At 45.9% G+C, this 22,707-nt stretch carries 19 protein-coding genes; 2 read left to right on the top strand and 17 right to left on the bottom strand.

The window, feature by feature from the left end:
- Positions 1–56 precede the first annotated feature (56 nt).
- The 10 genes from ACFO4L_RS09800 to ACFO4L_RS09755 form a co-directional block, all read right to left on the bottom strand.
- A complete protein-coding gene (locus tag ACFO4L_RS09800; protein ID WP_377909493.1) occupies positions 57–710 on the bottom strand; it encodes a GntR family transcriptional regulator in 654 nt (217 codons plus the stop codon).
- A complete protein-coding gene (locus tag ACFO4L_RS09795; RefSeq protein WP_377909492.1) occupies positions 703–1,785 on the bottom strand; it encodes an isocitrate/isopropylmalate dehydrogenase family protein in 1,083 nt (360 codons plus the stop codon). Before ACFO4L_RS09795 ends, ACFO4L_RS09800 begins: the two co-directional genes overlap by 8 nt.
- Before the next feature lie 71 nt (positions 1,786–1,856).
- Complete coding sequence (locus tag ACFO4L_RS09790) at positions 1,857–3,251, bottom strand: SLC13 family permease (RefSeq protein ID WP_377909491.1); 1,395 nt, start codon at positions 3,249–3,251, stop codon at positions 1,857–1,859.
- A 99-nt stretch (positions 3,252–3,350) separates the two neighbouring features.
- Entirely contained in the window at positions 3,351–4,697 is a 1,347-nt protein-coding gene (locus ACFO4L_RS09785) for an MmgE/PrpD family protein (protein ID WP_377909490.1), read from the bottom strand.
- Between the two features lies 1 nt (position 4,698).
- Positions 4,699–5,367, bottom strand: coding sequence for a GntR family transcriptional regulator (locus ACFO4L_RS09780; RefSeq protein ID WP_377909489.1), 669 nt, complete (start codon positions 5,365–5,367; stop codon positions 4,699–4,701).
- 27 nt (positions 5,368–5,394) lie between these two features.
- Positions 5,395–6,876, bottom strand: coding sequence for a tripartite tricarboxylate transporter permease (locus ACFO4L_RS09775; protein WP_377909488.1), 1,482 nt, complete (start codon positions 6,874–6,876; stop codon positions 5,395–5,397).
- A 12-nt stretch (positions 6,877–6,888) separates the two neighbouring features.
- A complete protein-coding gene (locus ACFO4L_RS09770; RefSeq protein ID WP_377909487.1) occupies positions 6,889–7,341 on the bottom strand; it encodes a tripartite tricarboxylate transporter TctB family protein in 453 nt (150 codons plus the stop codon).
- A 22-nt stretch (positions 7,342–7,363) separates the two neighbouring features.
- Positions 7,364–8,374, bottom strand: coding sequence for a Bug family tripartite tricarboxylate transporter substrate binding protein (locus ACFO4L_RS09765; RefSeq protein WP_377909486.1), 1,011 nt, complete (start codon positions 8,372–8,374; stop codon positions 7,364–7,366).
- A gap of 297 nt (positions 8,375–8,671) precedes the next feature.
- Positions 8,672–8,833, bottom strand: coding sequence for a hypothetical protein (locus tag ACFO4L_RS09760; protein ID WP_377909485.1), 162 nt, complete (start codon positions 8,831–8,833; stop codon positions 8,672–8,674).
- Positions 8,834–8,843: 10 nt separating this feature from the next.
- A complete protein-coding gene (locus ACFO4L_RS09755) occupies positions 8,844–9,953 on the bottom strand; it encodes a PrsW family glutamic-type intramembrane protease (RefSeq protein WP_377909484.1) in 1,110 nt (369 codons plus the stop codon).
- 303 nt (positions 9,954–10,256) lie between these two features.
- On the opposite strand from ACFO4L_RS09755, the gene ACFO4L_RS09750 reads away from it, so the two are divergent.
- Positions 10,257–10,436: a hypothetical protein gene (locus ACFO4L_RS09750; protein ID WP_377909483.1), complete on the top strand. Its 180-nt coding sequence runs from the start codon at positions 10,257–10,259 to the stop codon at positions 10,434–10,436.
- Here ACFO4L_RS09750 and ACFO4L_RS09745 read toward each other — a convergent pair.
- Positions 10,426–11,952, bottom strand: a complete 1,527-nt coding sequence (locus ACFO4L_RS09745) for an IS5 family transposase (protein ID WP_377909482.1) — start codon at positions 11,950–11,952, stop codon at positions 10,426–10,428. The two genes, ACFO4L_RS09750 and ACFO4L_RS09745, sit on opposite strands and share 11 nt — an antisense overlap.
- 148 nt (positions 11,953–12,100) lie before the next feature.
- On the opposite strand from ACFO4L_RS09745, the gene ACFO4L_RS09740 reads away from it, so the two are divergent.
- Positions 12,101–13,477, top strand: a complete 1,377-nt coding sequence (locus ACFO4L_RS09740) for a TcaA NTF2-like domain-containing protein (RefSeq protein ID WP_377909481.1) — start codon at positions 12,101–12,103, stop codon at positions 13,475–13,477.
- Between the two features lie 48 nt (positions 13,478–13,525).
- Here ACFO4L_RS09740 and ACFO4L_RS09735 read toward each other — a convergent pair whose 3' ends face one another.
- The 6 genes from ACFO4L_RS09735 to ACFO4L_RS09710 form a co-directional block, all read right to left on the bottom strand.
- Positions 13,526–13,873, bottom strand: a complete 348-nt coding sequence (locus ACFO4L_RS09735) for a hypothetical protein (protein WP_377909480.1) — start codon at positions 13,871–13,873, stop codon at positions 13,526–13,528.
- A 240-nt stretch (positions 13,874–14,113) separates the two neighbouring features.
- Complete coding sequence (locus ACFO4L_RS09730; protein WP_377909479.1) at positions 14,114–14,539, bottom strand: VanZ family protein; 426 nt, start codon at positions 14,537–14,539, stop codon at positions 14,114–14,116.
- A 25-nt stretch (positions 14,540–14,564) separates the two neighbouring features.
- A complete protein-coding gene (locus tag ACFO4L_RS09725) occupies positions 14,565–15,845 on the bottom strand; it encodes a hypothetical protein (protein ID WP_377909478.1) in 1,281 nt (426 codons plus the stop codon).
- A 122-nt stretch (positions 15,846–15,967) separates the two neighbouring features.
- Positions 15,968–16,843 (bottom strand): ribokinase, encoded by an 876-nt coding sequence (rbsK, locus tag ACFO4L_RS09720; protein WP_377909477.1) that lies wholly within the window; start codon positions 16,841–16,843, stop codon positions 15,968–15,970.
- Positions 16,844–16,866: 23 nt separating this feature from the next.
- Positions 16,867–18,483 carry an alpha-keto acid decarboxylase family protein gene (locus tag ACFO4L_RS09715; protein ID WP_377909476.1) on the bottom strand — a complete coding sequence of 539 codons (1,617 nt, stop codon included), beginning with the start codon at positions 18,481–18,483 and terminating at the stop codon, positions 16,867–16,869.
- 425 nt (positions 18,484–18,908) lie between these two features.
- The coding region (locus ACFO4L_RS09710) for a peptidoglycan-binding protein (protein ID WP_377909475.1) at positions 18,909–22,707 on the bottom strand (3,799 nt) is incomplete at its 5' end.

The following is a 22,707-nucleotide window of genomic DNA, read 5'->3' as shown; positions in this document are numbered from 1 at the left end:
AAGTCCCTTCTGCCCAAAAATAAAGACAGAAGGGGCTTCTTTCATCGTTTAAGTAATTAAGAAAAATGAATGTTTGAGTTTTCCTGCTTCAACTTTTGTAAGACTTGCTTCAAACTTGATCTTATATGTTGTCCCACTGCTTCTGCAGCCTTTTGAGAATCAAATGTTTCTAAAGCTGCTACGATATCTTTATGTTCATCGACATTCGAGTGAATTCTACCCTCTACTGACAAAGAGGTAGCACGCATGACGTTTATAGCAGCCTGCAGGTTCATAAACGCTTGCAGTAAATATTCATTATCTGCTCCTTCCATCAGCAAGTGATGAAAACGATTGTTAATTAAACTCTGCTCTTTTGGTGTTTCTGCACCTGCTGCCTCTTCTGCAACCACTCGCATCGCAGAAATTATCTCCTCATTCCGGTTAACTGCAAGCATTTGAGCAGCTGACACCTCTAATATTTCTCTCATCTCATATAAATCGTGGATTTGCTTTTCAGAGAAGGTTGGAATTCTTACTCCCCTCTTTTCTTCAGAGACAATTAATCCTTGTCGTTCAAGTTTATGGAAAGCCTGTCTGACCGGAGTACGGCTGACTTGCAGCAGCTCTGCAATTTCGCGCTCTCTCAGTTTTTCTCCGGCTCGAAAATATCCAGTAGTTATTAATTGATACAAACGGTTAAACACATCCGTATTTGCGCCGTTATTCATTTCTATGCTCCTCCCCTGTAAGTTGTAACGAAACATTCTCTTTTATTATAGAACACATTTGAGAAGTGGTTAACGTTCCATTCAAATCCGGGGTGGCACGTCCGCTAGATACAGCTTGAATCAAGGCTTCACGCAGTGTTTCTCCAGCTCGCAAAATGCTTTGATCATGGTATTTCTCTCCCAGCCATAATAATAGCATCGCAGCCGAATCTACCAGAGCAAATGGGTTTGCTAATCCTTTTCCCGCAATATCCGGCGCTGATCCGTGAACAGCCTGGGCCATGCAATATTCAGATCCTGCACTGATTCCAGAAGCGAGCCCGAGCCCTCCAGTGACTCCTGCTGCGAGATCCGATAATATATCACCGAATAAATTCGTTGTAACAATCACATCAAACTGTTGAGGATTCTGCGCTAAAGCTGCTGCACAAGCATCTACGTTGATCTCCTCATATGTAACCGTCGGATACTCTTTCGCCGTTTCGCTGCATACTTCTGTGAAAAGGCCGCAACCGTGTTTGAAGACCGATTTTTTGTGGACAGCTGTAACTTTCTGATTACGCTGAAGCGCATGTTCAAAAGCATCTCTGGCTACTTTCTCACAATTCTCCCTCGAGATAATTCTCATGGAAATACTCATATCTTTAGAAGGCATAAATTCGCTCGGTCCGATATACGCATTTCGATCTGGCTGAAATCCCTCGTTATTTTCACGTACAATAAGCAAATCGACCTTATCGTGCAGTGGCTTCGTTCCAAGACGACTTTTGCTTGGTCGTATATTGCTGTGCAGGTCGAAATGCTTACGAATAATTGGATGTGGATTAACCGCTTCTGGAACTTGCGGGTAACCAGAATGTCCGATCGGCCCCAGAACCCAGCCGTGCATCTCTTTTAGTCGCTCCAGAGTGTTTTCGGGAAACGTCGTACCGAATTTATTGTATGCTTCCATGCCAATTGGCAGTTGCTCCACTGTGGCGATCTGCTTGCTTAGCAGCTGCTGCAGCATCTCATCCACGTGTGGCATAATTTCCATTCCAATATCATCTCCATAAAGCAGCCCAATTCGATACATCAAATCCCCTCCGGTATACATTTTTGGTATACCAAATTATACAGCATTTTACGTATTTCGTATACACCAGATTAATCGTAGATTGGCAGACCTGCAAGCGGCCAATACCAAATAGCGGCTGCTAACGAAACAACTATAATAAAGATCGTAATCCCTCCACCGATCCTTGCATAATCCCGTGTAGAATAATAGCCTAGCGCATAGGTGGTGATGCTTCCAATCGACTGCGTTGGAATTAAAAAAGACGTACTGCTGGCAATCAAATAGAGCATACCAAGCCAAATGGGATTGGCGTCACTTGCTATGCCAAGTACTAAAATAATTGGCATGGTGGATGCTACCATCGAATTAAAATTTGTAAACCCTATTCGAATGACGACAATCAGTACCATGATGATCGCAGCCAGCGCTATCGGTGTAATTGTTTCCAGATGAATAAGTACAAACTGATCTAATACATCGATTACTCCCCCAGCCTCAAGAGCAGCTGCAATGGCTAATCCAGCAGCGAATAAGATGGGGACGCCCCAATTAATATCTTTGCTCGTTTGACTCCACTTCACAATATTCATACCTGGTAAAAACAGCACTACCAGCGCTATAACCGAAAGCATAGAAATAGATAATGGGTGCCATTGATTCGTGATCCACCCCAGTATTAGCAATGCGTAAATACCAAGCAGCTTTTTCTCTGCCGCTGTAACAGGACCGATTGCTTCTAATTTATGGGTAAATGACTCTCTTGTGAATGACGTGTCATGATACACCGGGAAAAGGAAGCGAATCAATACCCCCATGAAAACCAGCGTAGCGATCGAAATCGGCCCAATCAGTATCAGCCAAAACAGATAGCTCCACGAATAATCGAGCGTCGTTTCAAACAGTCCTGCTGCATAGATAGATCCACTTGCCCCTGTTATGACTGTTACCGTCGTGATGTACGGAACTAATGTAACAATTAATATAATCGATTTATTGAAATTAGCATCACTATGTTGTTTCTCCTTAATAATCCCTGTCGCAATAGGCATCAACAGCGAAAGTCTCGCCATCGCATTAGGAATTAAAAATGTAAACAAAAATCCAATGCCGATAAATGTTGATAATGTTTTCGATTCTGTGCGCCCGAATTTACTTAATATATAGAAGGCGAGCCGTTTATCCAATGATACATGCTCAACCGCAGCACCAAGAAACAGAACAGAAATGACCAGCCAGATGACCGGATGCCCTAGTCCCGCTACGACTTCTTCAAACGATAGGACCCCGAATAAAGCAAACAGAATCATGATGAAAATACCTGTTATTGGAGCTGGCATATAATTTAAAAGCCAAAATGACAGACCAAATAAAAAGATGGCACTTGTCGTTAACGGCAGCATATTATACGTCATGTAGGTAGTTTCTATGAAATACACGATAGCAATACTCGTTAAAGCTAAGCAGATGGACACTAATTGCTTCATATTTTCACATCCATTTCCAGAAAACATCGAAAAGAAAGAGCTGCCCTGCCAAAACCGGACAACTCTCCCTTATATTTTTCAGTAAAAAGCTATTTGTATTTATCGAGCTTTCTCAAGGATCGGAGCAAGGCTTCGATGTTCCTCCCATTCCATCATATTGGAGATTAAGCTTTCTGTCTTAGCTTCTCCAATGACAGGAATCGTTAAATTACGAAACTTTTCTTCCAGATCTGCTTGTGTCATCGGATTATCCACACTTCCAGTGGCATGCTTGACCCGATGTTCCTTCTGTGTACCATCTTTCAGCGTCACGACTGCAACTGCTTCATCTTCCCTGAACGAATCGTCAACATTCGGCACAATTTTCTCTCTGAATGTTAGAACTGCTTCCGAGTTTACGACATCATCCCCATACTCTTCTTCGCCTGCTTTTCCGTAAAGAAAGCCTACTGTTCCAGAGTGATAAATACTGAACTTCCCTTCCAGTCCGGTTTTCGGTGTCTTTTTACCGGTCAGTTCAAGCACGTAAGGATTGACGGTGATTTCAATCTTCTCAACGTCGTCCGCGTTATATTCTTTTCCAAGCGCAATACAGCTGTCAATTGATGGATGAAGCACAATTCCGCAAGCATAAGGTTTAAAGCTGTTCTTTAGAAGTTCCCACTGCTCGCCCCATTTCATATTGACTTCCTCCAGATTATGTTCAGGAGCCAGTACGTTGGCAAAGCCGCGCTTGGCATCGAGAACCTGCTTGGAGCTGGTAAATCCTTTTTTAGCTAACAATGCTGCTAACAGTCCATTTTGAGCAGCTTTACCAGGATGAAATGGTTTTGTCATCGTGCCAAACATTTCACGCAGCCCACTCGCTTGCGTGCCGGCCAAGCCAAGGCTGTTCAGCAGCGTTTCTTCATCGAGATCCAGGATGATCGCTGCAGCAGTTGCCGCTCCAAAGACACCGGCAGTGCTCGTGATATGCCACCCCAGGTCATAATGACTCGGGTATACGGCGTTGCTGATTCGAAGTTCTACCTCACAGCCGAGAATAAACGCTAGAAGGAGGGTGTCCATATCCACGTCGTACTTTTCACCAAGCGCAAAGACAACAGGTGCTACCGGTCCGCTCGGATGATGAATCGTATCAAGGTGCGTGTCATCAAAGTCAAAAATGTGCGAGGACATGCCATTAATAAGTACAGCGTTCAGTAAATCTGCTTTCTCACTCCTGCCGAGTATTGTTACGTCTTCATTCCAGGAAAGTTCTTCATTCAATCCAAGTACGATCTCTACTGATTCATGCCGCGAGGCCCCGACTGCTACTCCCAGCCAGTTAAGCATGCTTTTTTTGCCATGCTCCTTTACCTCTTCCGGAATATCTGATAGCTTTGTGCGAAGAATGTTTACAGCAAGCTCTTTTGTTACAGCTGTGTCTACCTGGTTGCTTATCATATTATGTCTCCTCCCGTTCCGCGGCATCAATCTTTTTCAACGCTTTTTCCATTGCCTTGCGGACGTGGTATTTTGTGATGGATTCTGCCAAACTAGGATCACCTTGCTTAATCGCCTGAAGGATCATCCAGTGTTCAGCGATATTTTCCTGCGGTCTCCCAGTTAGGGACAGCGATTTTGACATCACTAAACTGATATGAGACTGCAGGGTGCTCATTATATCTTCTAAATACATATTTCCAGATTTCTTTGCCAGCTCATAATGAAATCCGGCGTTGATTTGCGACAGTCTTTTTATATCATTTTCTTCAGCTGCTTTCTCAGCCTTGTACAGCAGCGTTTCCATGGAAGAAATATCAATATCCTGAATTTTTTTGGCTAACGTTGCAGCTGCAAGTCCTTCGAGCAGCTCCCGCACTTCGTAAAGCTGGCGTACAGATTCTCTGTCTACAGATACAACCCGAACACCTTTATGGGGTTCATGCCTGACTAAACCGTACTTTTCAAGTTTACGGAGACTCTCTCTTATTGGCGTTCGGCTGACTCCAAGCGATTCAGCCAGTGTTCTTTCCGTTAACAGCTGTCCGGATTTAATTTCGCCAGTAATGATTAAGTTCCAGATTTGTTGAAATACTGGTCCATTTTTTGCTGAAGTATGGTCTGTCGGCATTTCTATCATCCTTTCGTTACGAAGCCATTAAGCGGTTCGCCTGCTTTCTTTAAACTGCTTAATCATCGGTACAAATAAACTTAGTGCAGCTAATACAATTAAGATAATGGCAATTGGCTGTGTAAAGATAAACCATACATCTCCTCCGGACACAACCATCGCCCGTCGGAAGTTTACTTCCATTAAGAAGCCTAATACCATAGCCAGTACAATTGGCGTTGTCGGAATGCTGGCTTTTCTAAACAAATAGCCTATTACACCAAATATTAACATAATCCATACCGGATACATGGAATTGCTATACGCGTAGGCACCTAATATACAAATGGAGCCGACGATGATAGCCAGTACATTTTTAGGAATAAGCGTGACACGTACCCACATATTCACTCCAAGCAGTCCTACAGCTAACATTAATGGTGCCGTAAGCAGCAGAGAAGCGAAAATGGAATAAGGCACTTCAGGACTTCTCGTGAAAAGCATCGGTCCCGGCTCCAGACCCTGAATCGTTAAAGCACCGATTAAGATAGCGGCACTTGCTGAACCTGGTATCCCGAGTGCGAGCAGCGGTCCAAGCGATCCGGGAACGGCAGCGTTGTTTGCCCCTTCTGAAGCGGCGATGCCTTCCGGATTTCCTTTTCCGAAGCTCTCTTTATCTTTGGACGTTCTTTTAGCTTCATTGTAGCTGATTAATGATGCAATAGTCGTTCCTGCTCCTGGGATGACACCTATGATATAGCCCAGAATTGGAGCTTTAATTAATGTTTTCTTGATTTTATTTAATGCTGGAAATGCACCTTCAAAACCTTTTATTTTTTTCATTTCTTTCTTTTTATCCGTTGAATCTTCAAGCATATAAAACACTTCAGATAAAGCGAACAACCCAATTAAAGCAGGAAGAAACGGAACGCCTTCCAACAGATTATTCGTAAATGCAAATCGTACGACTCCATCGACGGGATCAATCCCGATTGTGATGATCAACAAGCCGAAGAGCATTGCGATTAAGCTCTTTAGCATCGAGCCCTGCGATAAACTGCTCACAAGACTGAGTCCGAAAATAGCTAAAGCAAAATATTCTGCAGGTCCAAACTGTAAGGCAAAACCGGCTACAGGTACTGCTGTAAAGATCAATAGGATCGCACTGATAAGCGCGCCGATCGCCGAAGCTACAATTGAAATCGTGAGCGCTTTACCAGCTTCTCCCTGTTTGGTCATCGGATACCCATCAAATGCTGTTGCAGCTGCAGCAGGGGTGCCCGGAGCATTCAATAAGATTGCCGTTATTCCGCCGCCATACTCTGCCGCCACGTAAAGCGTGATGAGCAGAATCAGTCCCGGTATCGGATCCATCGTAAACGTAAACGGAATAAGCAGCGCAATACCGATACTAGGGGTCAAACCAGGCAGAGAGCCCACAAAATAACCGATAATTGTTCCCATGATGATGATAAGCATTATTTCGATCGTAAGTAGTTCCTGAAAGCCCATTAACAGATTCTCAACCATGTTGTGATCCCCCTACGGTAGTGGTACACCTAATGCTAAATCGAATGCTCCCCAAGAGAACAAAAGGAATCCTGCCGTGACGAAAACAATTTTGATCCAATTCCGCTCTTTTGCCAGCAGCAGAAGAAGCGGAAAAAAGATAGCCGATGAGATGTAATATCCGATGATCGGGATTAACAGAATATAGAGAATAAGCGTGCCCGCTACAGAAATAAGCTTCAGTGGCTGCTTAAATTCAATTTTGTCATTTACATCCTCTGCTCGTTTCTTCCAAGCTGAAATGAGCAGCATAACCGATAAGAAGAAAGCTAAGATGGTAACCAGCAGGGGAAAAGCAGCTGCTCCAAAATCACCTCCTCCAAAATTAAGCGGAAGCTGTAAAGAAAGAATAAAAAACCAAATGGAAAGTACAATCATTACAGCTGCAATGATCATATCTGCTAGATAAGATCTGGCAGTTAGCATACGTTTTCCCCCTTACATAAAGTTAATCTTCAAAGCCTATTTCGTTGTACCAATGCTGAGTCAGTTCATGCACTGACATAATGTAGTCTTCTGTATCGCTCTGTGACAGCGCCCCTTCCACCATAAAGGCATTTTCCATATACTCCTGATAACGATCTGTTTCCATTGCTTCAAGGAAAATGTCGCTCCAAGCTTCTTTTACATCATCAGGCATACCTGGCGGGCCATAAATACCACGGAACTGCTGCCAGTCTGTATCTACTTCATATCCCTCTTCTTCATAAGTAGGGATATCCGGAAAAGCTTCCAGGCGCTCGTCTGACATAACACCGAGAATTCTAAGGTCACCACTTTCCACATATTCTCCTACCGCTCCAGGGTTAGAGTTTGCTACATCAATATGCTGCCCTAAAACTGCAGTTACAGCATCTCCAGTTGATTCAAACGGAGTCCAGTTTCCGTCAATGTCAGCGCTTTCAGAAAAGATGTTGAAAGCAATATTATGACCTGATCCCTGTGCACCATAGCCACCGACAGTGATTTGCCCAGGATTGTCTTGAGCATCTGAAACGAAGTCCTCAAGTGTTTCATACGGACTATCATCGTGTACCACTAATACGTAGGGATCAATCTGAGACCGTGTCATCCATGTGAAATCATCAATATCGAACTGATCATCAAGCGTGCCATTTATCAACCCGATTTGCGAAGGAGTCATGGTACCAAGGGTATAACCATCCGGATCTGCACTTGTAAGCGCATTCATTTGTGTCGCACCGCTTCCGCCCGGCTGGTTTTCAACTACAACGTTGTAATCAATCACTTCTTCAATAGCCCCAGCCAATTCTCTTGTCATTAGATCCGCTGGCCCCCCAGCACTCGTATGAACAATAAACGAAATATCTTCTTCCGGAAAGTTACTGGCCTCTGCTTCACCAGCATTTGCATCATCGGTATTTTCGTTTCCACAGGCTGAAAGAATGACGGCAGTTGAAAGAGCACCAAGAATAGATAGTTTCGCAGCAGATTTCATTTATAACTCCTCCTTCGTTGTATACATTTTGTATACCATTTGATTGCTATTCTGCACGATGTCATATTTTTTGTCAACACAGAATTTTCTAATATCTCTAGTCAAATATCAATAAACCATTGATATAAAAGAGTTTTATCTTCATTAAGTCGTGTAATTATTTTATTTTTCTTTTTCAGAATTACTCAACTTACCTCAAGTCGGTATACCAATATTTCTAATTGGTATACCACAATGGTATTAAAGTAATTATGAATGACACCAAAAAACACCCTGCAGTTAACAGGGTGCCGTTCGTTATCTTCCAAGCATCATGACAAAACTGAACAGAAGCGTCAGAACAACCATGACGAAGAGTGCACAGCCGGCCAGCCCGTTCCGCTTCCCCGGTCCGCTTCCTAAGAACATCCCGATAAAGATGGCAAAGGCGACGAACGGGAAGAGCATGATGATTTCCATCCGGTTCCTCCTATTCAGTGACAACCCGGTGTTCATTCATACGGGAGATTTGTTTTAGTCCGGCGTTCATGAGTGAGAAAACAAAGATCCAGGCGACTACTATTAAGCCCACATAGAGCAGCATCGATTCTGCCTGTACAAAGAACGGGCTGTTCCAGGCTGCATGAAGAATGACTGGAACTGCAAATAGCTTTAGAAACCGGGTATCCAGGAAATGAGAAGAGTTCAGTTCTGACTGGTTTTTCACGTAAACGAGTGCACCTGCAGCGATCGCTGCCCAGGTGACATGCGCTCCGATGGCCATCCAGCCACGGTCAAAAATATTCGCGATCATGGCACTTTCTCCATACGCCATGCCCTGCGCAAAAGCATAGCCAGCTGATTCAAACGCAGCGAAGCCTGCGCCGATCGCTGCCCCGATCAAAAGACCGTTTAAAATATATGTCACTTTCAGCTGCTTAATAAAATAAGCTGCAATTAACAGCTTTCCGACCTCTTCTATCACCCCTACCATAATTGCCCCCTGAACGTTCAGCTCGACAATAGGAAAAATAGAAAATAAGAATAAGGACGCGGCGATCGAAGCGACACCACCAATAAAAAACATTCGAACGACTTCGAAAATACTTATATTGCGCGGTGCATTTGTTTCCCAGAAAAAGATGAGCAGGGAAAAAGGCACTGCGAAAGAGCCCATCACGATCAAGCCAGGAATCACAAGCGCACTTTCAAATGAGGTCGCCGCTACATAAAGAAGAAGGTACACGGCAGCCAGCACTAAGAAAACTCTCGAGAACAGCCATGGCTTTGGCCAGGACGTCTGTATATCAGCTGGAGCAGGCGTAGTTCGTGACGTACCAGATATAAAAAGCAGCTCCGCTTCATCTTTTGTATGCTTTTCAAAGACAGAAGAAAAGACATCTTTTAAGTTTAGATCTAACTTCCCTTCCTCTCCAACGAGGCCGTTGATTCTGGCCGATGTTTGTTCGACAATCCCTTTCACCGCCGGCTGCACAGCCGATTCTCCGGAAGCCCGCTGCATCTGCACCCCGCACTCTCCACAAAACTGGTTCTCGGAGCTTCCTGCAGCTCCACATGATGAACAATACTGCACGCTCATATGCTCATCCTCCTTTTTACATTTAGTATGACGTATATATCATAAATAAACAATTCTTTTATCATATAAATCAGGAATATATAAATAATTATCCTACTACTATCATGCATTATAGGGTATGATAGTCTCATGAATAATCGATTAGGAGGTTTTATTATGGCTTTTTGTACATCGTGCGGATCAGAATTAAAGGATGGTGCCTGTCCCTCATGCAGCTCTGAAACTCCTGCTCCACAGAAACCGAAAAAATGGCTCCCGCTTCTACTTATTCCCACAGTTTTGATTGGAGCTGGTCATCTTGCTATGAATCACTGGACGTCTCCGGAACGAATGATCGCTAACTTTGAAGAAGCCGTCGCGACAGGCAATACGGGCTCCGCCTCCAGCTATCTGCACGCTGATTCCGGATCATTAACAACGGAGTATGTCGAAAATCTATTGGGCTACATAAACGATGATCCCTATATAGGGGTTACTGAATAACTGGCTTTTTGAATAAAAACAACTGTTGAAAGGGGAACATCATGGATCGACTGTCTTTCATTCGCTTGCGAAGGATAACGACACACCAAGCAGGAAGGTCCCGTAGGGCCTTCGCCAGGTTCAGGTTTAAGATTTGCAGCGAGATGACGGTTTCGCTGGTATCTTGACGACGTGCTTGAATACGACCTAGTCCGTAGCTGCGCTTGCCCTCGCCGAATTTCCCTTCCACGGCATTTCGCTCACACGCATCCTGATAGGCCTGATGGTTTGCTGCTTCTTTGGTTTCTTTCGACGGACGCCCGAGCTTGGGGCCGCTCAGTCGGATCTTGCGTTCCTGGCAGAACCGTCGGTTCTCCCTCGTTCGGTACAGTTGATCAGCCAGCACCGCCTCCGGGTAATGGCCGTGGCGATCGTAATACGCTTCCACCGCTCGAGGGAGATCTTCCGCGTCGTGATAGGCATCCCACTCCAGTCGGTCCAGGTGGGTCCATCCGTTGGTGACGACCACGGACATCTTTGCTCCGAACTCCACGGCTGCATGGGCTTTCCCGCGCACCATAGGGCGGACATGGGGCTGTGCGATACTGACAATCCGATGATCAATACGGCGCCGCTTGGAAACAAACATCGTTTGCTGCTGGCGGTACAGCTCCTGGATAACGAGGAGATCTCGGTACTGCTTGGTGGACAACGGCATCAGGGTCGTTTCCTCCGCCAGCGCCGCTACATGATCGAGGTCCCGACGAACATGATGCAACTGCTGGCGGATCGCGCTACGACGCTTCTTTGCCCCAGGCCGCCGCTTCTTTGCCACTGCCAAATACTGTTTCCGCGCTTTGTTTCGATAGGTACGTGGTTTGACGCTTCCGTCAGGTCGTTCTTCATGCATGGTATCGATAATGGCTTCGAGTTTCTCCCGGGCATTGTTCAAAAGCTTCAGGTCCGTTGGGTAGGCGATGTCCGCCGGGGTGCAGGTCGTATCCATGAGCAGTTTCCCCTGATGATATTGAGGACGATCGGAGGGGGCTGCGTCTTGATCCCTTCCCTCCTGGCTGTTTGCGGATGGTCCGCCGTGATCATCATCTGGAGGATCTTCCTCGTCAGAGGAAGAAGAGGCGGCTTCCACTACCCACTCATTCACCTGTGCGATCATGTCCGCATCGATTCGACGTCGGAAATACGTGAGGGAAGAGACATCAAATGGACAGGTCTCCTGGTATTCCGCTAGACCAAGAAAGTACTGCAGGTAGGGGTTTTCTGCGATCTGCTGGACCGTTTCCTGGTCGCTTGTTCCCAGCCGTTCTTTGATAACAAGTGCCCCAAGCGCCATCCGGACCGAATAGGCATGCGCTCCCTGCGTGACATCTTTCAGCTTCTGTTTGTACATGCTTTCCGCTTGGCCCCATGGGATCAGTTGGGCCAGATGAACCCATCGGTTATACGGGTTCAGGGAACCTCCGAAAGGAAGAAAGAAGTCACCAGGCAGTAACAGCTGATTTTCCGAGTGATTGTACATGGATCATCGCCTCCAGATGCAAGGATTTTTGAACGCGGACGGGTTTTTCCTTGCATCTCTTTTCGACAAAAACGTCCAAAATCCTTGTGGCACAAGAAATTAACCGTTATTCAGTAGCCCCTATATAAGCAGAGAATTCAGCTCCTTTATGTCGGATCAGCTTCGTCTCGTTTCAGCTGAAAACTTCGCCACTGCATCAAACCGGTACGAAGCGCCATGGGATCTCCGGTTCTTAAGTCTGGAAACAACAGGAAGCACACTCGGCATTTATGATACATATGCATTCCGAGTAGACGAGTACCCGCTGGTCGTTTCTACAAACTACGACGATGTCGTGTTTTATCTGAATGACGAGGAGATCGATGCGATTCCGCAAGGCACAGATGAATACTGGCTTGGCGATTATCCACCCGGCTATTACGATGTCACAGCTTCCCTGGAACTCGAGCACGGTGACGTAGAGAGAACAGACATGCTCGAATTGTTTTACGAGGATGACGTCTTCATGCTGCCGTTTCACCTGGACTATTTATATATTCAAACCAATGTCGAAGAAGCAGAGCTCTTCTATCAAGGTGAAGCTGCCGCAGAAATCGGCTTAGATGAAGTTGAGTTCGGACCTGTTTTGCTGGAGGGTGGCGAGGAATTATATGTAGAAGCATCCTCCCCTTTCGGCGATCTGCGCTCGATGGACTTTTTTGCCGACGACAGCAACCACCACTATATTGATCTTGCCCTTTCAAGCAATGATGCAAAATCGATATTGGAAAGCGTCGAAGCAGAAATTAGCGCTCATTATAATCGAAACGCTGGAAGCGGCTCGCTTATGCTTGAAGAAGTAACGCTTTACCCTGAATCCAACTTACTCTTTCAACATGGAAGTTGGTATATCGCCGCTGAAGCCGATGAAAGCTGGGTTTCAGCTTATGAGGATTATGATGGAGACATTGTGATCGAAGAGGAAACAGATCGTGTGTATTACGTTTTTGAATATATAAACGATAACTGGATCCTCGATCAGGTCGATTACTACTATGGAGGCGGAGATTTCTTTACAGAAGAAGTTTCGTTTACTTTAAACAGCTCAGAAGAAGCGGTTAAAGAATTAGAAGCTGAACAGGAACAGCGGGAATTAGAGGCTCTGGATGATGAAATTTATGATTTAATGAATTGGTTTACTATCGAAAGCGTTTATGCAGTAAATACCGGTTATTTTTATGATTTAGAGGATTACATTCATCCTGACGGAAGTGACTATCAGGATGAAGCATTCACTTACATGGAGAGTTTGTATGATCGCAATATTATGCAGTCCATTGATCGCATTGAGATCAAGAACTATGATGTCTCTGGAGATACAATTACAGTTTATACTGAAGAAGAATACACCATTGATTATGATTTTGAAGAACTAAAGGTAAAAACGTTTGACTCTGTGTATGAAGTAAAGCGTGATCAAGATGAATTAAAAGTCGTAAAACTGGTGGAAACAACGGAAACAGCGAGTCAAGATATCGACTATTAGTAATAGATCAGCACCAAGCTGCTCCTTAAGGAGCAGCTTGGTGCTGATTCACTTCTTCTTCAAAAAATACTTAAGCGATTCTTCGCTAATAATGTAAAGTTCCTGTCCACGATAATGATATATAGAGGATTCCAGCGTCCCTTCTTGCAAATGTTTCATGATATCAGAGCGACTCATGCCTAACCGTAACGCTAGATCTTTGATAGTATATCCCGGCGGCTTCGCAAATTCTGTAACCACTCGCTGATACTCTTCTTCCGTAAAGAAGTACCCCTTATCTTCTGAAGCTGTATGAAAATTGTAAGGCGTAATGAGCCCTTCTTTAATGTAACGGTAAAGCGTTGCTTTATGTAAACGAGTTGCTTGCATAAGCTCTCGTACGGTACGTTTTTGCATCATGGCATCCTCCATTGAATAAAGATAGCAGGTTGTTATAGTCATATTAAATTGGTAATGACTATCCACAATATACTACATTTTCATCATTCATTGGGGAGTAATTGCGATTTTTTGTGACTTTTAACTAATTATATCTAGGTTTTTAAGCTTTTCACATAAAAAAAGACACCCTCAGCAATCTGAGGGCATGGAAATAGTGTTATTTTTTTCCAGCCTCTCAAGATTACGGCTGTATCTTCAAGAACGGGTCGTTATTTTTTTAATAAGGTTATAGAGAAAAATACCCACCCCAGCTCCAGCAGTATCAATCAGCACGTCTCCCACCTCTCCAGATCGTCCCGGAATAAACGTCTGATGGTATTCATCTGAAACAGCGTATAAGCAGCTGATGAGCAGCGCCCAGGCAACCGCCTTTTTACCCGAAACGTGCAGCTTCAAAGCCCGCAGCAGCAAAATACCGAGCACCGCATAGACGGTGAAATGGGCACCTTTACGAAGTAGAAAGTGAAACGTTTCGTTCGGTTCAAACGGAAGTAGTGCCGTGAGTGCCTGAAGCACGCCGCTGCTCATTTCCCCGGAACGATCTCCGGGCTGATGCGAAAAATAAAAGATAAGCCCCATCCAGGCAAGGACGAGGGCCCAAGAAGTTATAATTGGTTTCATAGTGGCTCCTCAACAGTAAAACATATTAGTATAAAAAGAATTGCATGAGATTATGATAAGCTTCTTCATTCGTTACCATATGACCATTGTAAAATAAAGTTGTATAGACGTTTCCATCAATTAACTCGAAAGTAGCTTCAATAAAGCCTGGTTCTCCAGGAAAGATTTCTCCTGGATAGTCACCTTCAAAAGTGGCTACTGTACCGTAGTCTTCTATCTTCACATTATGAAATACAGAATCATTGAATACATCTTTGGGTGCAAATTCTGAGTAATCCACAAATCGTGCCTCCATAACAGTGGCTTCATTTTCGTCTGTCCCATCTAAATCCATGTCCATATCCATATCTTCAGATGCATTGGTATCTGGTGTCTCTTCTCCCCAAACTTCCATCGAACGGGTCATGTCTTCCAGCACCTGCTCGATTTCAGCATAGAAGGAGTCTGACACATTCGCGTAGACGGTATACATAGTATCATGCGCAACTACTTCGGCTGTATACGTCACGCTTGCCCCTTCACGAAGCACTGCTTGTTCGGCGGTTTCGCCGGATTGGATTGTGACAGAAGACGTTTCTCCTTCTGCAAAACTCCCTGCAGCGTAGGATGCATAGACAGTAACGGTATTGCCGTTCTGTTCATACAGCGTCAATCCATCGTTATTTGTCGGTGCCTCTCCCGGATTCCATTCAGCAGGATACGATACCGAAAACCCGAAGCGGTCGTTCGTGTAAGTCGTCCAGTTGATCTCCGGCTCCGAGTCCTCTTCGACCTCCAGCTCGCTCTCTTCGTCATTTACTTCTTCCTGCTCGCTGTTATTTTCAGGCTCATTATCTATTTCTTCCTCCGCTTCGTTTTCCTCTTCCGCTTCGTCAAGGAAGGACAGGTAGCTGCTCAGACTCGCTTTCTCCAGTAAATAGACGGTTCTGCCCTGCTGAAGCGTGAGGATTTCTTCGTTCCTTTCCCAATCGATTTCTTCCTCTTCAAAGAACGGATCAGCATCTTCCAGCTCGACCGTACTGCTGTCCCATGACTTGATCGTCGTTTCCACTGTATCCGATTCATTGGCTAAAACAGCTGTCTGCTCCATGGCATCAACAACAACGTAGAGCTCCTCTTCTTCATCGAACCAAACGCCGTCCAGCTCCTCGGCAGGATCGGCTTCTTCAGGCTCCTCTTCCACTGACTCGTTTTCTTCCTCACGCTCGTTCTCCTGCACGTTCGTTTCTGCATCAGCGGATTCGGTATCGGTTTCCTGACAGGCGGCAAGCAGTGCAATCGTTGAGAGCAGGAGAATTTTTTTCACATAACCACTCCTAGAAGGTGTTTTCTTCTAGTTTATCACTCGATTGGTAAAAAGTACTGCTTTTCTTCAATGATTAGAGGTAATTTGTTGTGTTTTTCACGCCAACTAAAAAAGACCGGCAGTTACTCCGGTCTTCTGGCAGCTAAAAATGTTTCAATTGTTTTCCGGTCCGGCATTCCCCCCTGCGCGCCAAAGGTCTGTACCGATAACGCTGAAGCTGCATTTGCCATTGCGACCGCTTGCTCGCAAGTCGCTCCTTCTGCTAATAGCGATGCGAACACTCCGTTGAACGTGTCTCCTGCTCCAGTTGTATCTGTCACCTGAACTTTATGACCTGGCACTTGTTTCACTTCATTGTCCGCCCAATAAGCGACACCATTTGCCCCTAGCGTGGTAATAAGCTTTTCACGGAATTCGCCATGTAAGAACAGCTGCTGTTGCTCACGCTCATTGGGCGTGATCCACGTTGCTTTCTCCCAAACCTCAGCCGGAAGCGCTGCGGCAGGCGCGGGATTGAGCACAACAGGCACGTCATGTTTATGTGCTAAATGAACCGCTTCTACTACCGTCTCAAGCGGTATTTCGATCTGCAGCAATACAACATCACTGTCTGCAATCACCGACTCCACCGAAGCGATGAAAGAAGATGTGAGTAATGCGTTCGCACCAGGTGACACAATAATGCGATTATCGCCTTCTGTCAGAAGAATCACCGCCGTTCCGGTCGCCTCCTCTTGTACGATTTTAGCGCAGGAAGTATCGATACCAGCCTTCCTTAAATTCGCGAGCATGTCGCTGCCGATGCTGTCATCGCCGACGGCGCCGATCATTGTCACGTCCGCCCCAGCTTTAGCGGCAGCGACGGCCTGATTCGCTCCTTTCCCGCCAGGAACGGTTCGAAAGCGTCCGCCGATCAGCGTCTCTCCCTGTTCGGGTATCCGATCCGTTTCCGTTACCATATCGACATTAATGCTTCCAATCACTAAAACGCGACCCATGATGCCCTCTCCTTAACAAAAAATTATGAACGTAGCGTCTCATTTAATTTATTTAAATGCATAGGAGCATCTGTCCAATCTTCCACGATCAGTTCAATGAACCGTTTTTTCTCACCGGACTGGAGCACCTTCTGCAAATCACCGGCTGTTTTTACGCTCGCATACGTAAAATCAGGCGCAAATCCTTGCACGAGCTTCTCATAATCCCACTCCGGTATATCGTTGTAGCTTGCGTCCGGCCGGGGCGGATGCAGCTTTCGTTCGACCGTGTACCCTTTATTGTTCAGCAGAATCACGGTGACGTCGAGATCCTCCGCCGTAAAGGTGCTCAGCTCCTGGATCGTCAGCTGGGCCGCGCCGTCGCCAATGAGGCACCACGTGTGCCCGTCCCTTCCCGCAGCAGCGGCGCCTAGAGCAGCCGGAAGCGCATAGCCGATGCTTTGCCAAGAGCCTTGTGCGATCATGCGGACGTTACCGTTCAGCGGAACGTACGGCATGCCGTACGAGAGTGTTCCGGTATCCACCGACACGACGTCACCTGATTTTATTGCTTCTGCTAACAATTGATAGTAGATGTCGGTTTGGAGCGGGTCATCATCGGTAAACGTCAGCTTCTCTTTTTGCTGCGGAGGCTTTTGATGGAAGGCGAGCTTTTCTTTTTTCATGAGCTCTTCCAGTACGCGAATTATTGGTGCCTCTTCAATGATGTCGCCAAATATCACAACGTGGTCGTGATATAAATCAATGCGTTTTTCCTCAGGTAGCGCTGCGGTGAATTTCGCCGTATTAAAGTCAGACAATAGAAGTCCTGCTGTGACAATCACCTCAGCTTTTTCAATAAATGACGTGACGTCTTCTTCGCCAAACTGGCCGCCATACGTACCGATATACTGCGGATCACTCTCCGGAAAGGCACTTTTCGCCTGCATCGATTGGGCTGTCGGCAGCTGATAGTGCCTGCTGAAGGCAATAACCGCATCTTCAAGAAAGTAGCGCGACGTCAGCAGATCAACGAGCAGCACGGCACGATCGGTTTCACTGAGCGCCTTGTAAATCGCATCCGCCGCCCATTCGCTGTTGATGGCTTCCTGCTCTGTACCAGCCAGCGGCTCCGGCAGCTCAATTGTCGCTTCTGCCACATCCTGCGGTATGTCTATATACACGGGCAGCCGTTTTTCCACCGCCTGCTGAACCGCGAGCGGAATTTCCTCCGCTGCATTCGCTTCTGTAATACGCACCGCTCTCACGGTGACGTTTTCATGCATGCGCCGAAACACGTCCAGATCTCCGTTCATAAGCGTATGATGAACCAGCTTTCCTTCTTCATGTGCCGCCGAGTCCGGCGAACCCGCAATGTGAATAATTGGCACCTGCTCACTGAAGGCCCCGGCCGTTGCGTTCATTGCGCTTAAATCTCCTACGCCAAACGCCGTCAATATCGCCCCGGCTCCTTTTACGCGGGCATAGCCATCAGCCGCATAGCCGGCGTTCAGCTCATTGCGGTTCGTGATCATCCTTATATCCTCTCTCGTTTCCAGCTCGTCATACAGCGCGAAGTTGTAATCTCCAGGGACACCAAACACGGTGGTTACCCCTGCATCACGCAAACAATCAAATACCAGCTTTGCTATCGTCGTCATGCTGCACCTCCTGAAAGATCTCTTACTGCCATTCCCGATTCCAGCTTCCGGTACGCCTTTTTAGTACGGACTCTATGTCTCTATTCGCAGCTCAACCCTGCTATTCGCACCGGCACCCCCCTTTACGAGGCGGTTTTTACTCGTTACGAGGTGCGATTTGCTTTTTACGAGGAGGCTTTCGCTCTTTACGAGGTGCTTTCCTGCTTTTACGAGAAACCTCCTTCCTGTAAAATGAAAGCTTCGGACACTTCCGAAGCTTTCATCTTCATCACTATTCGCAACTCAGCTCCCTTATTCTCACCGGTACCCCCGTTTACGAGACGTGTTTTACTCGTTACGAGAAGATCCTCTTGCTACTTAGTGAGAACAGATCTTAAAAAAGCACCTTCCTATCCATAAGATAGAAAGGTGCTTACAAAATACGATTAATTAGTTAAATCATTCAAAAGTGCGAGTGTTACTGGATCAGCTATTCCGCTGACGCGAAGCCCGTTTGTTTCCTGAAAATCTGATACCACTCGCATCGTAACCGGACCGTACCGGTTCGATGGATTTTGCGGGAAGCTTCCAAACCCTGCTTCCGTGAGCATCTCTTTTAAGGTGACTATTTCATCTGCAACGCCTCCATCTATATAAACAGACGTTAAGATGCTTATTATTTCATTTAATGTTTCCTGATCTGCTTCTCCAGTAACGTCAAGACCGAAATACTGCTGAAAATCTGATACGACTCCCGCTGTCACCGGACCATAACGGTTCGATGGCGATTGCGGAAAGCTTCCGAATCCTAACGTTGTTAAATCTTCTTTCAGCGATACAATCTCATCGCCGCTTTGACCATCCCGGTACGGAAGATCTAACGGCCGAGTCGCTTCTTCATACTGTTTCTCTAGTTCTGCAAGTGTTACCGGGTCGGCAATACCACTTACTCGTAATCCATTTGCTTCCTGAAAATCCGATACCACACGCATGGTAACCGGACCATAACGATTTGATGGATTTTGCGGAAAGCTTCCGAATCCTAATTCTGTCAGCATCTCTTTCAACGTAACAATCTCATCCGCTTCACCGCCATCCGTATAAACAGAAGAAAGTACCTCTGTTAAAACAGCCAGTGTTTCCTCGTCTGCTTCTCCAGTCTCTGTCAGCCCAAAATACTGTTGGAAATCCGTTACAACTCCAGCCGTTACCGGACCGTAGCGATTAGACGGTGACTGAGGGAAGCTGCCAAACCCTAATGACGTAAGGTTTTCTTTTAACACCACTATCTCCCGACCGCTCTGGCCATCTCGATACGGTAAATCAAGCGGTCTCGTAGCTTCCTCATACTGCCGCTCTAATTCAGCAAGTGTAACAGGGTCTGCTATACCGCTGACGCGCAGATCGTTTGCCTGTTGAAATTCCGATACAACCCCCATCGTGACAGATCCGTAACGATTGGAAGGATTCTGTGGGAATGTACCAAATCCAAGCTCCGTCAGCATCTCTTTTAATGTGACAATCTCGTCTGCTGCACCGCCATCGTTATAAATAGATCCACGAATCGAGTACAGGAGGTCCACCGTTTCCTGACGGACGACTCCATCTGCACGAAGTCCGAAGTACTCCTGAAATTCCTGAACGACTCCAGCTGTTACCGGCCCAAATCTCATAGAAGGTTCTACAGGAAAGCTGCCGAACCCAAGCGCAGTTAAGTGGAATTTCAGTTCCCGAATATCTTCATTTTCGTCCCCGTCTTCCATCAATGGGCGTTCAGCTTCCAGCTGTTGCTCCAACAATGCTTCTAATTCTTCCAATACAAGTAACTCATTTTCGCTAAACTCAGCTCCAAGCTCGATAGCAGCCTCCACCTGGGCTCGTGTCTCACGAATCTGCTCTTCAAATTCCAAGCTGAAAGCTTCAATAGAAGGGAGCTGCTCCAGGCTTGCTCTTGCTTCTTCTATCGATTCTTCACGAGCTTTACGTTCTTCCTGTTCCATTTTCAGTTCCGCTATACGATTTTCCAATTGTTCCAATTGTTCCGCCTGTTCAATCTCTTCAATAGCAACGCCTTCTTCTAAAGCGTTGTTCACAGCCTCTCGAGCCGTCTTCACTGCGTCAGTATTTTCCAGAGTCAGCTGCTCCAACCCTGGCAGCGCAGCAATCTGTTGATTCACTGTGTCAATGAGCGCTGTTTTTTCAGCAGCCTCGGCTTCAAGCTCTGCTAAGCGGTTTTGCAGATCCGTCCACTCCTGCTGCAGCGGCAATTCTGCTTCTTCAACTCCAAGCTCAAGTGCCTCCCGAATCATCTCGCGAATCGTTTCAACTCGCTCTTCATCAGCAAGCGTCAAATCGGCAAGGTCAGGCATCTCGCTAATTTTTTGTTCGAGTTCGCCTATTACGTTAGCCTGTTGTTCTGCGAGCTCCTTTGCTGCGATTAATTCCAGCATCAGCTCTTCCAAGGCTGTCAGTTTCTCCAGATTAGAAATAGTATTTAACGAAACACCTTCTGCTACAGCTTCGTTCACTTTTTCTCTTGTTTCCTGCAAAGCTTCTTTATCCTCCACAGCAAGATCCTGGAGTTCTGGAAGTCCATCAATAGCGGTCTCAACAGAAGCCGTCAGTTCATTTACATACGCTTCTTTTTCGAGCTCCGTTAACCTGTTCTCCACCGCTGTCAGATGCTCATAATCAGTGAAATCCTCACGAGTGACACCGAGCTTAAATGCATCTTCTACTTGATTTCTCACAGCTTCCACAGCTGACGTATCCTCCAGGCTCACGTTTTCAAGAGACGGCAACGAATAGATTGCTTCCTGAGCAATTTCGTAGGCTGCTTGTTTTGCCTGAGCATCCTCGTATTCCTGCTGCAGTTCCACCAAACGTTGTTCCAGTTCGTCCAGTTTTTCAATTTTCATAATTTGAGATGCATCTGCACCAATTTCAACTGCAGCTTCCACGAAGCGTCGGGCATCTCGAACTCTTTCCTGATCGTCAAGCGTGACATTCTCTACGGAAGGAAGCTGACTAATTGCCCCTTCAGCCGAGGCGATAGCACTTTGCCGTTCTGCTTCTTTCACAGCTTCTTCGAGCAGTTCCGTTCGCTTTTGCTCCAGCGCCTGCAGCTTTTCCAAACGTTCCGAGTCAGGAAATCCGCCAAGTTCTTCGGCTTTCGTTACAGCCATTCTTGCTTCTGTAAGAACCTCATCTTCATTCAGCGTTAAGTCCTCTGGAGATGGCAGGGCATCAATAGCAGCAACAGCTTCCTCTATTGCTGCTTCATACTGCAACATTTCTTCCGATTTTTCTGTTGTAATTTCCTTTTTCAGCTCTGAAGACATCAAGCCTTCGGTCCCCTCGGCTTTTACACCAATCGTATACGTAACATTCGGCTCAAGCCCGCTAATTTCAGCTTCGAGTATGTCGTTCGATGTTTGGGTGAATTCCTCCCCGTTTACAAACACTTGGTACGCAGCCGGCGTTTCATCTCCAATGGCTTCCGGCCAGGAGACCGTAACCGATGAATCCGTTAGATTACTCACTGCAAGCTCAGATTCAGCAGGCCATGCAGGGAGGCCATACTCTCTTACCGACATCGTGGTCGTGTTAGTAAATCCAAACACATCAATTGTATGAATCGAGATCGATTCAGCATCACTGTTTTCATAAACATGTTCAAACGTACCATCCTGATTAAAGGAAGCCTGCTGATTGCCTACATACAAATCAAATACCGGCACCGCCGCTCCTTCAACGATGATATCCCCGTCTTTTCGGTAGACATTCTCTTCATCAATAACGAGCGGGTGGTTCCATCGCGAATTATTAAAAACCTGTCTGGATATGGAATTACTTCCACTCGAAAAATGAACAGAGCCATTATAATAAGGCGAAGAACCACCATACTGTGCTGAGCGAGCAAACATTGTACCGTCAATTCGAAGCCCGCCATAGCTTTGCAACGCTCCATAAACGTAAACATCTCCGGTAACATGAACATTACCCATTACCGATAATACCGCTTCCGGTCCAATGTAAAGATCACCATCAATATACTCGTTCTGCCATAAAGTACTATTTAAAATGAATTGATCATCTAGTGGAGTAACGGAAGGTTCGATAGCTTCTTGATAAACAATTTCGAAATCTAAACCTTGCAAAAAGTCTACGTCTCTTGCATATTGAATAGTGCTATTTCCTGCATGATCAATCATGTAAATATAGTTAACCGTGTAAATTCCTTCT

The organism is Bacillus daqingensis (assembly GCF_042654445.1).
Classification (GTDB): domain Bacteria; phylum Bacillota; class Bacilli; order Bacillales; family Salisediminibacteriaceae; genus Alkalicoccus; species Alkalicoccus luteus.
Note: the sequence above shows the minus strand (reverse complement) of the source record. Positions and strands in the feature narration are given on the sequence as shown.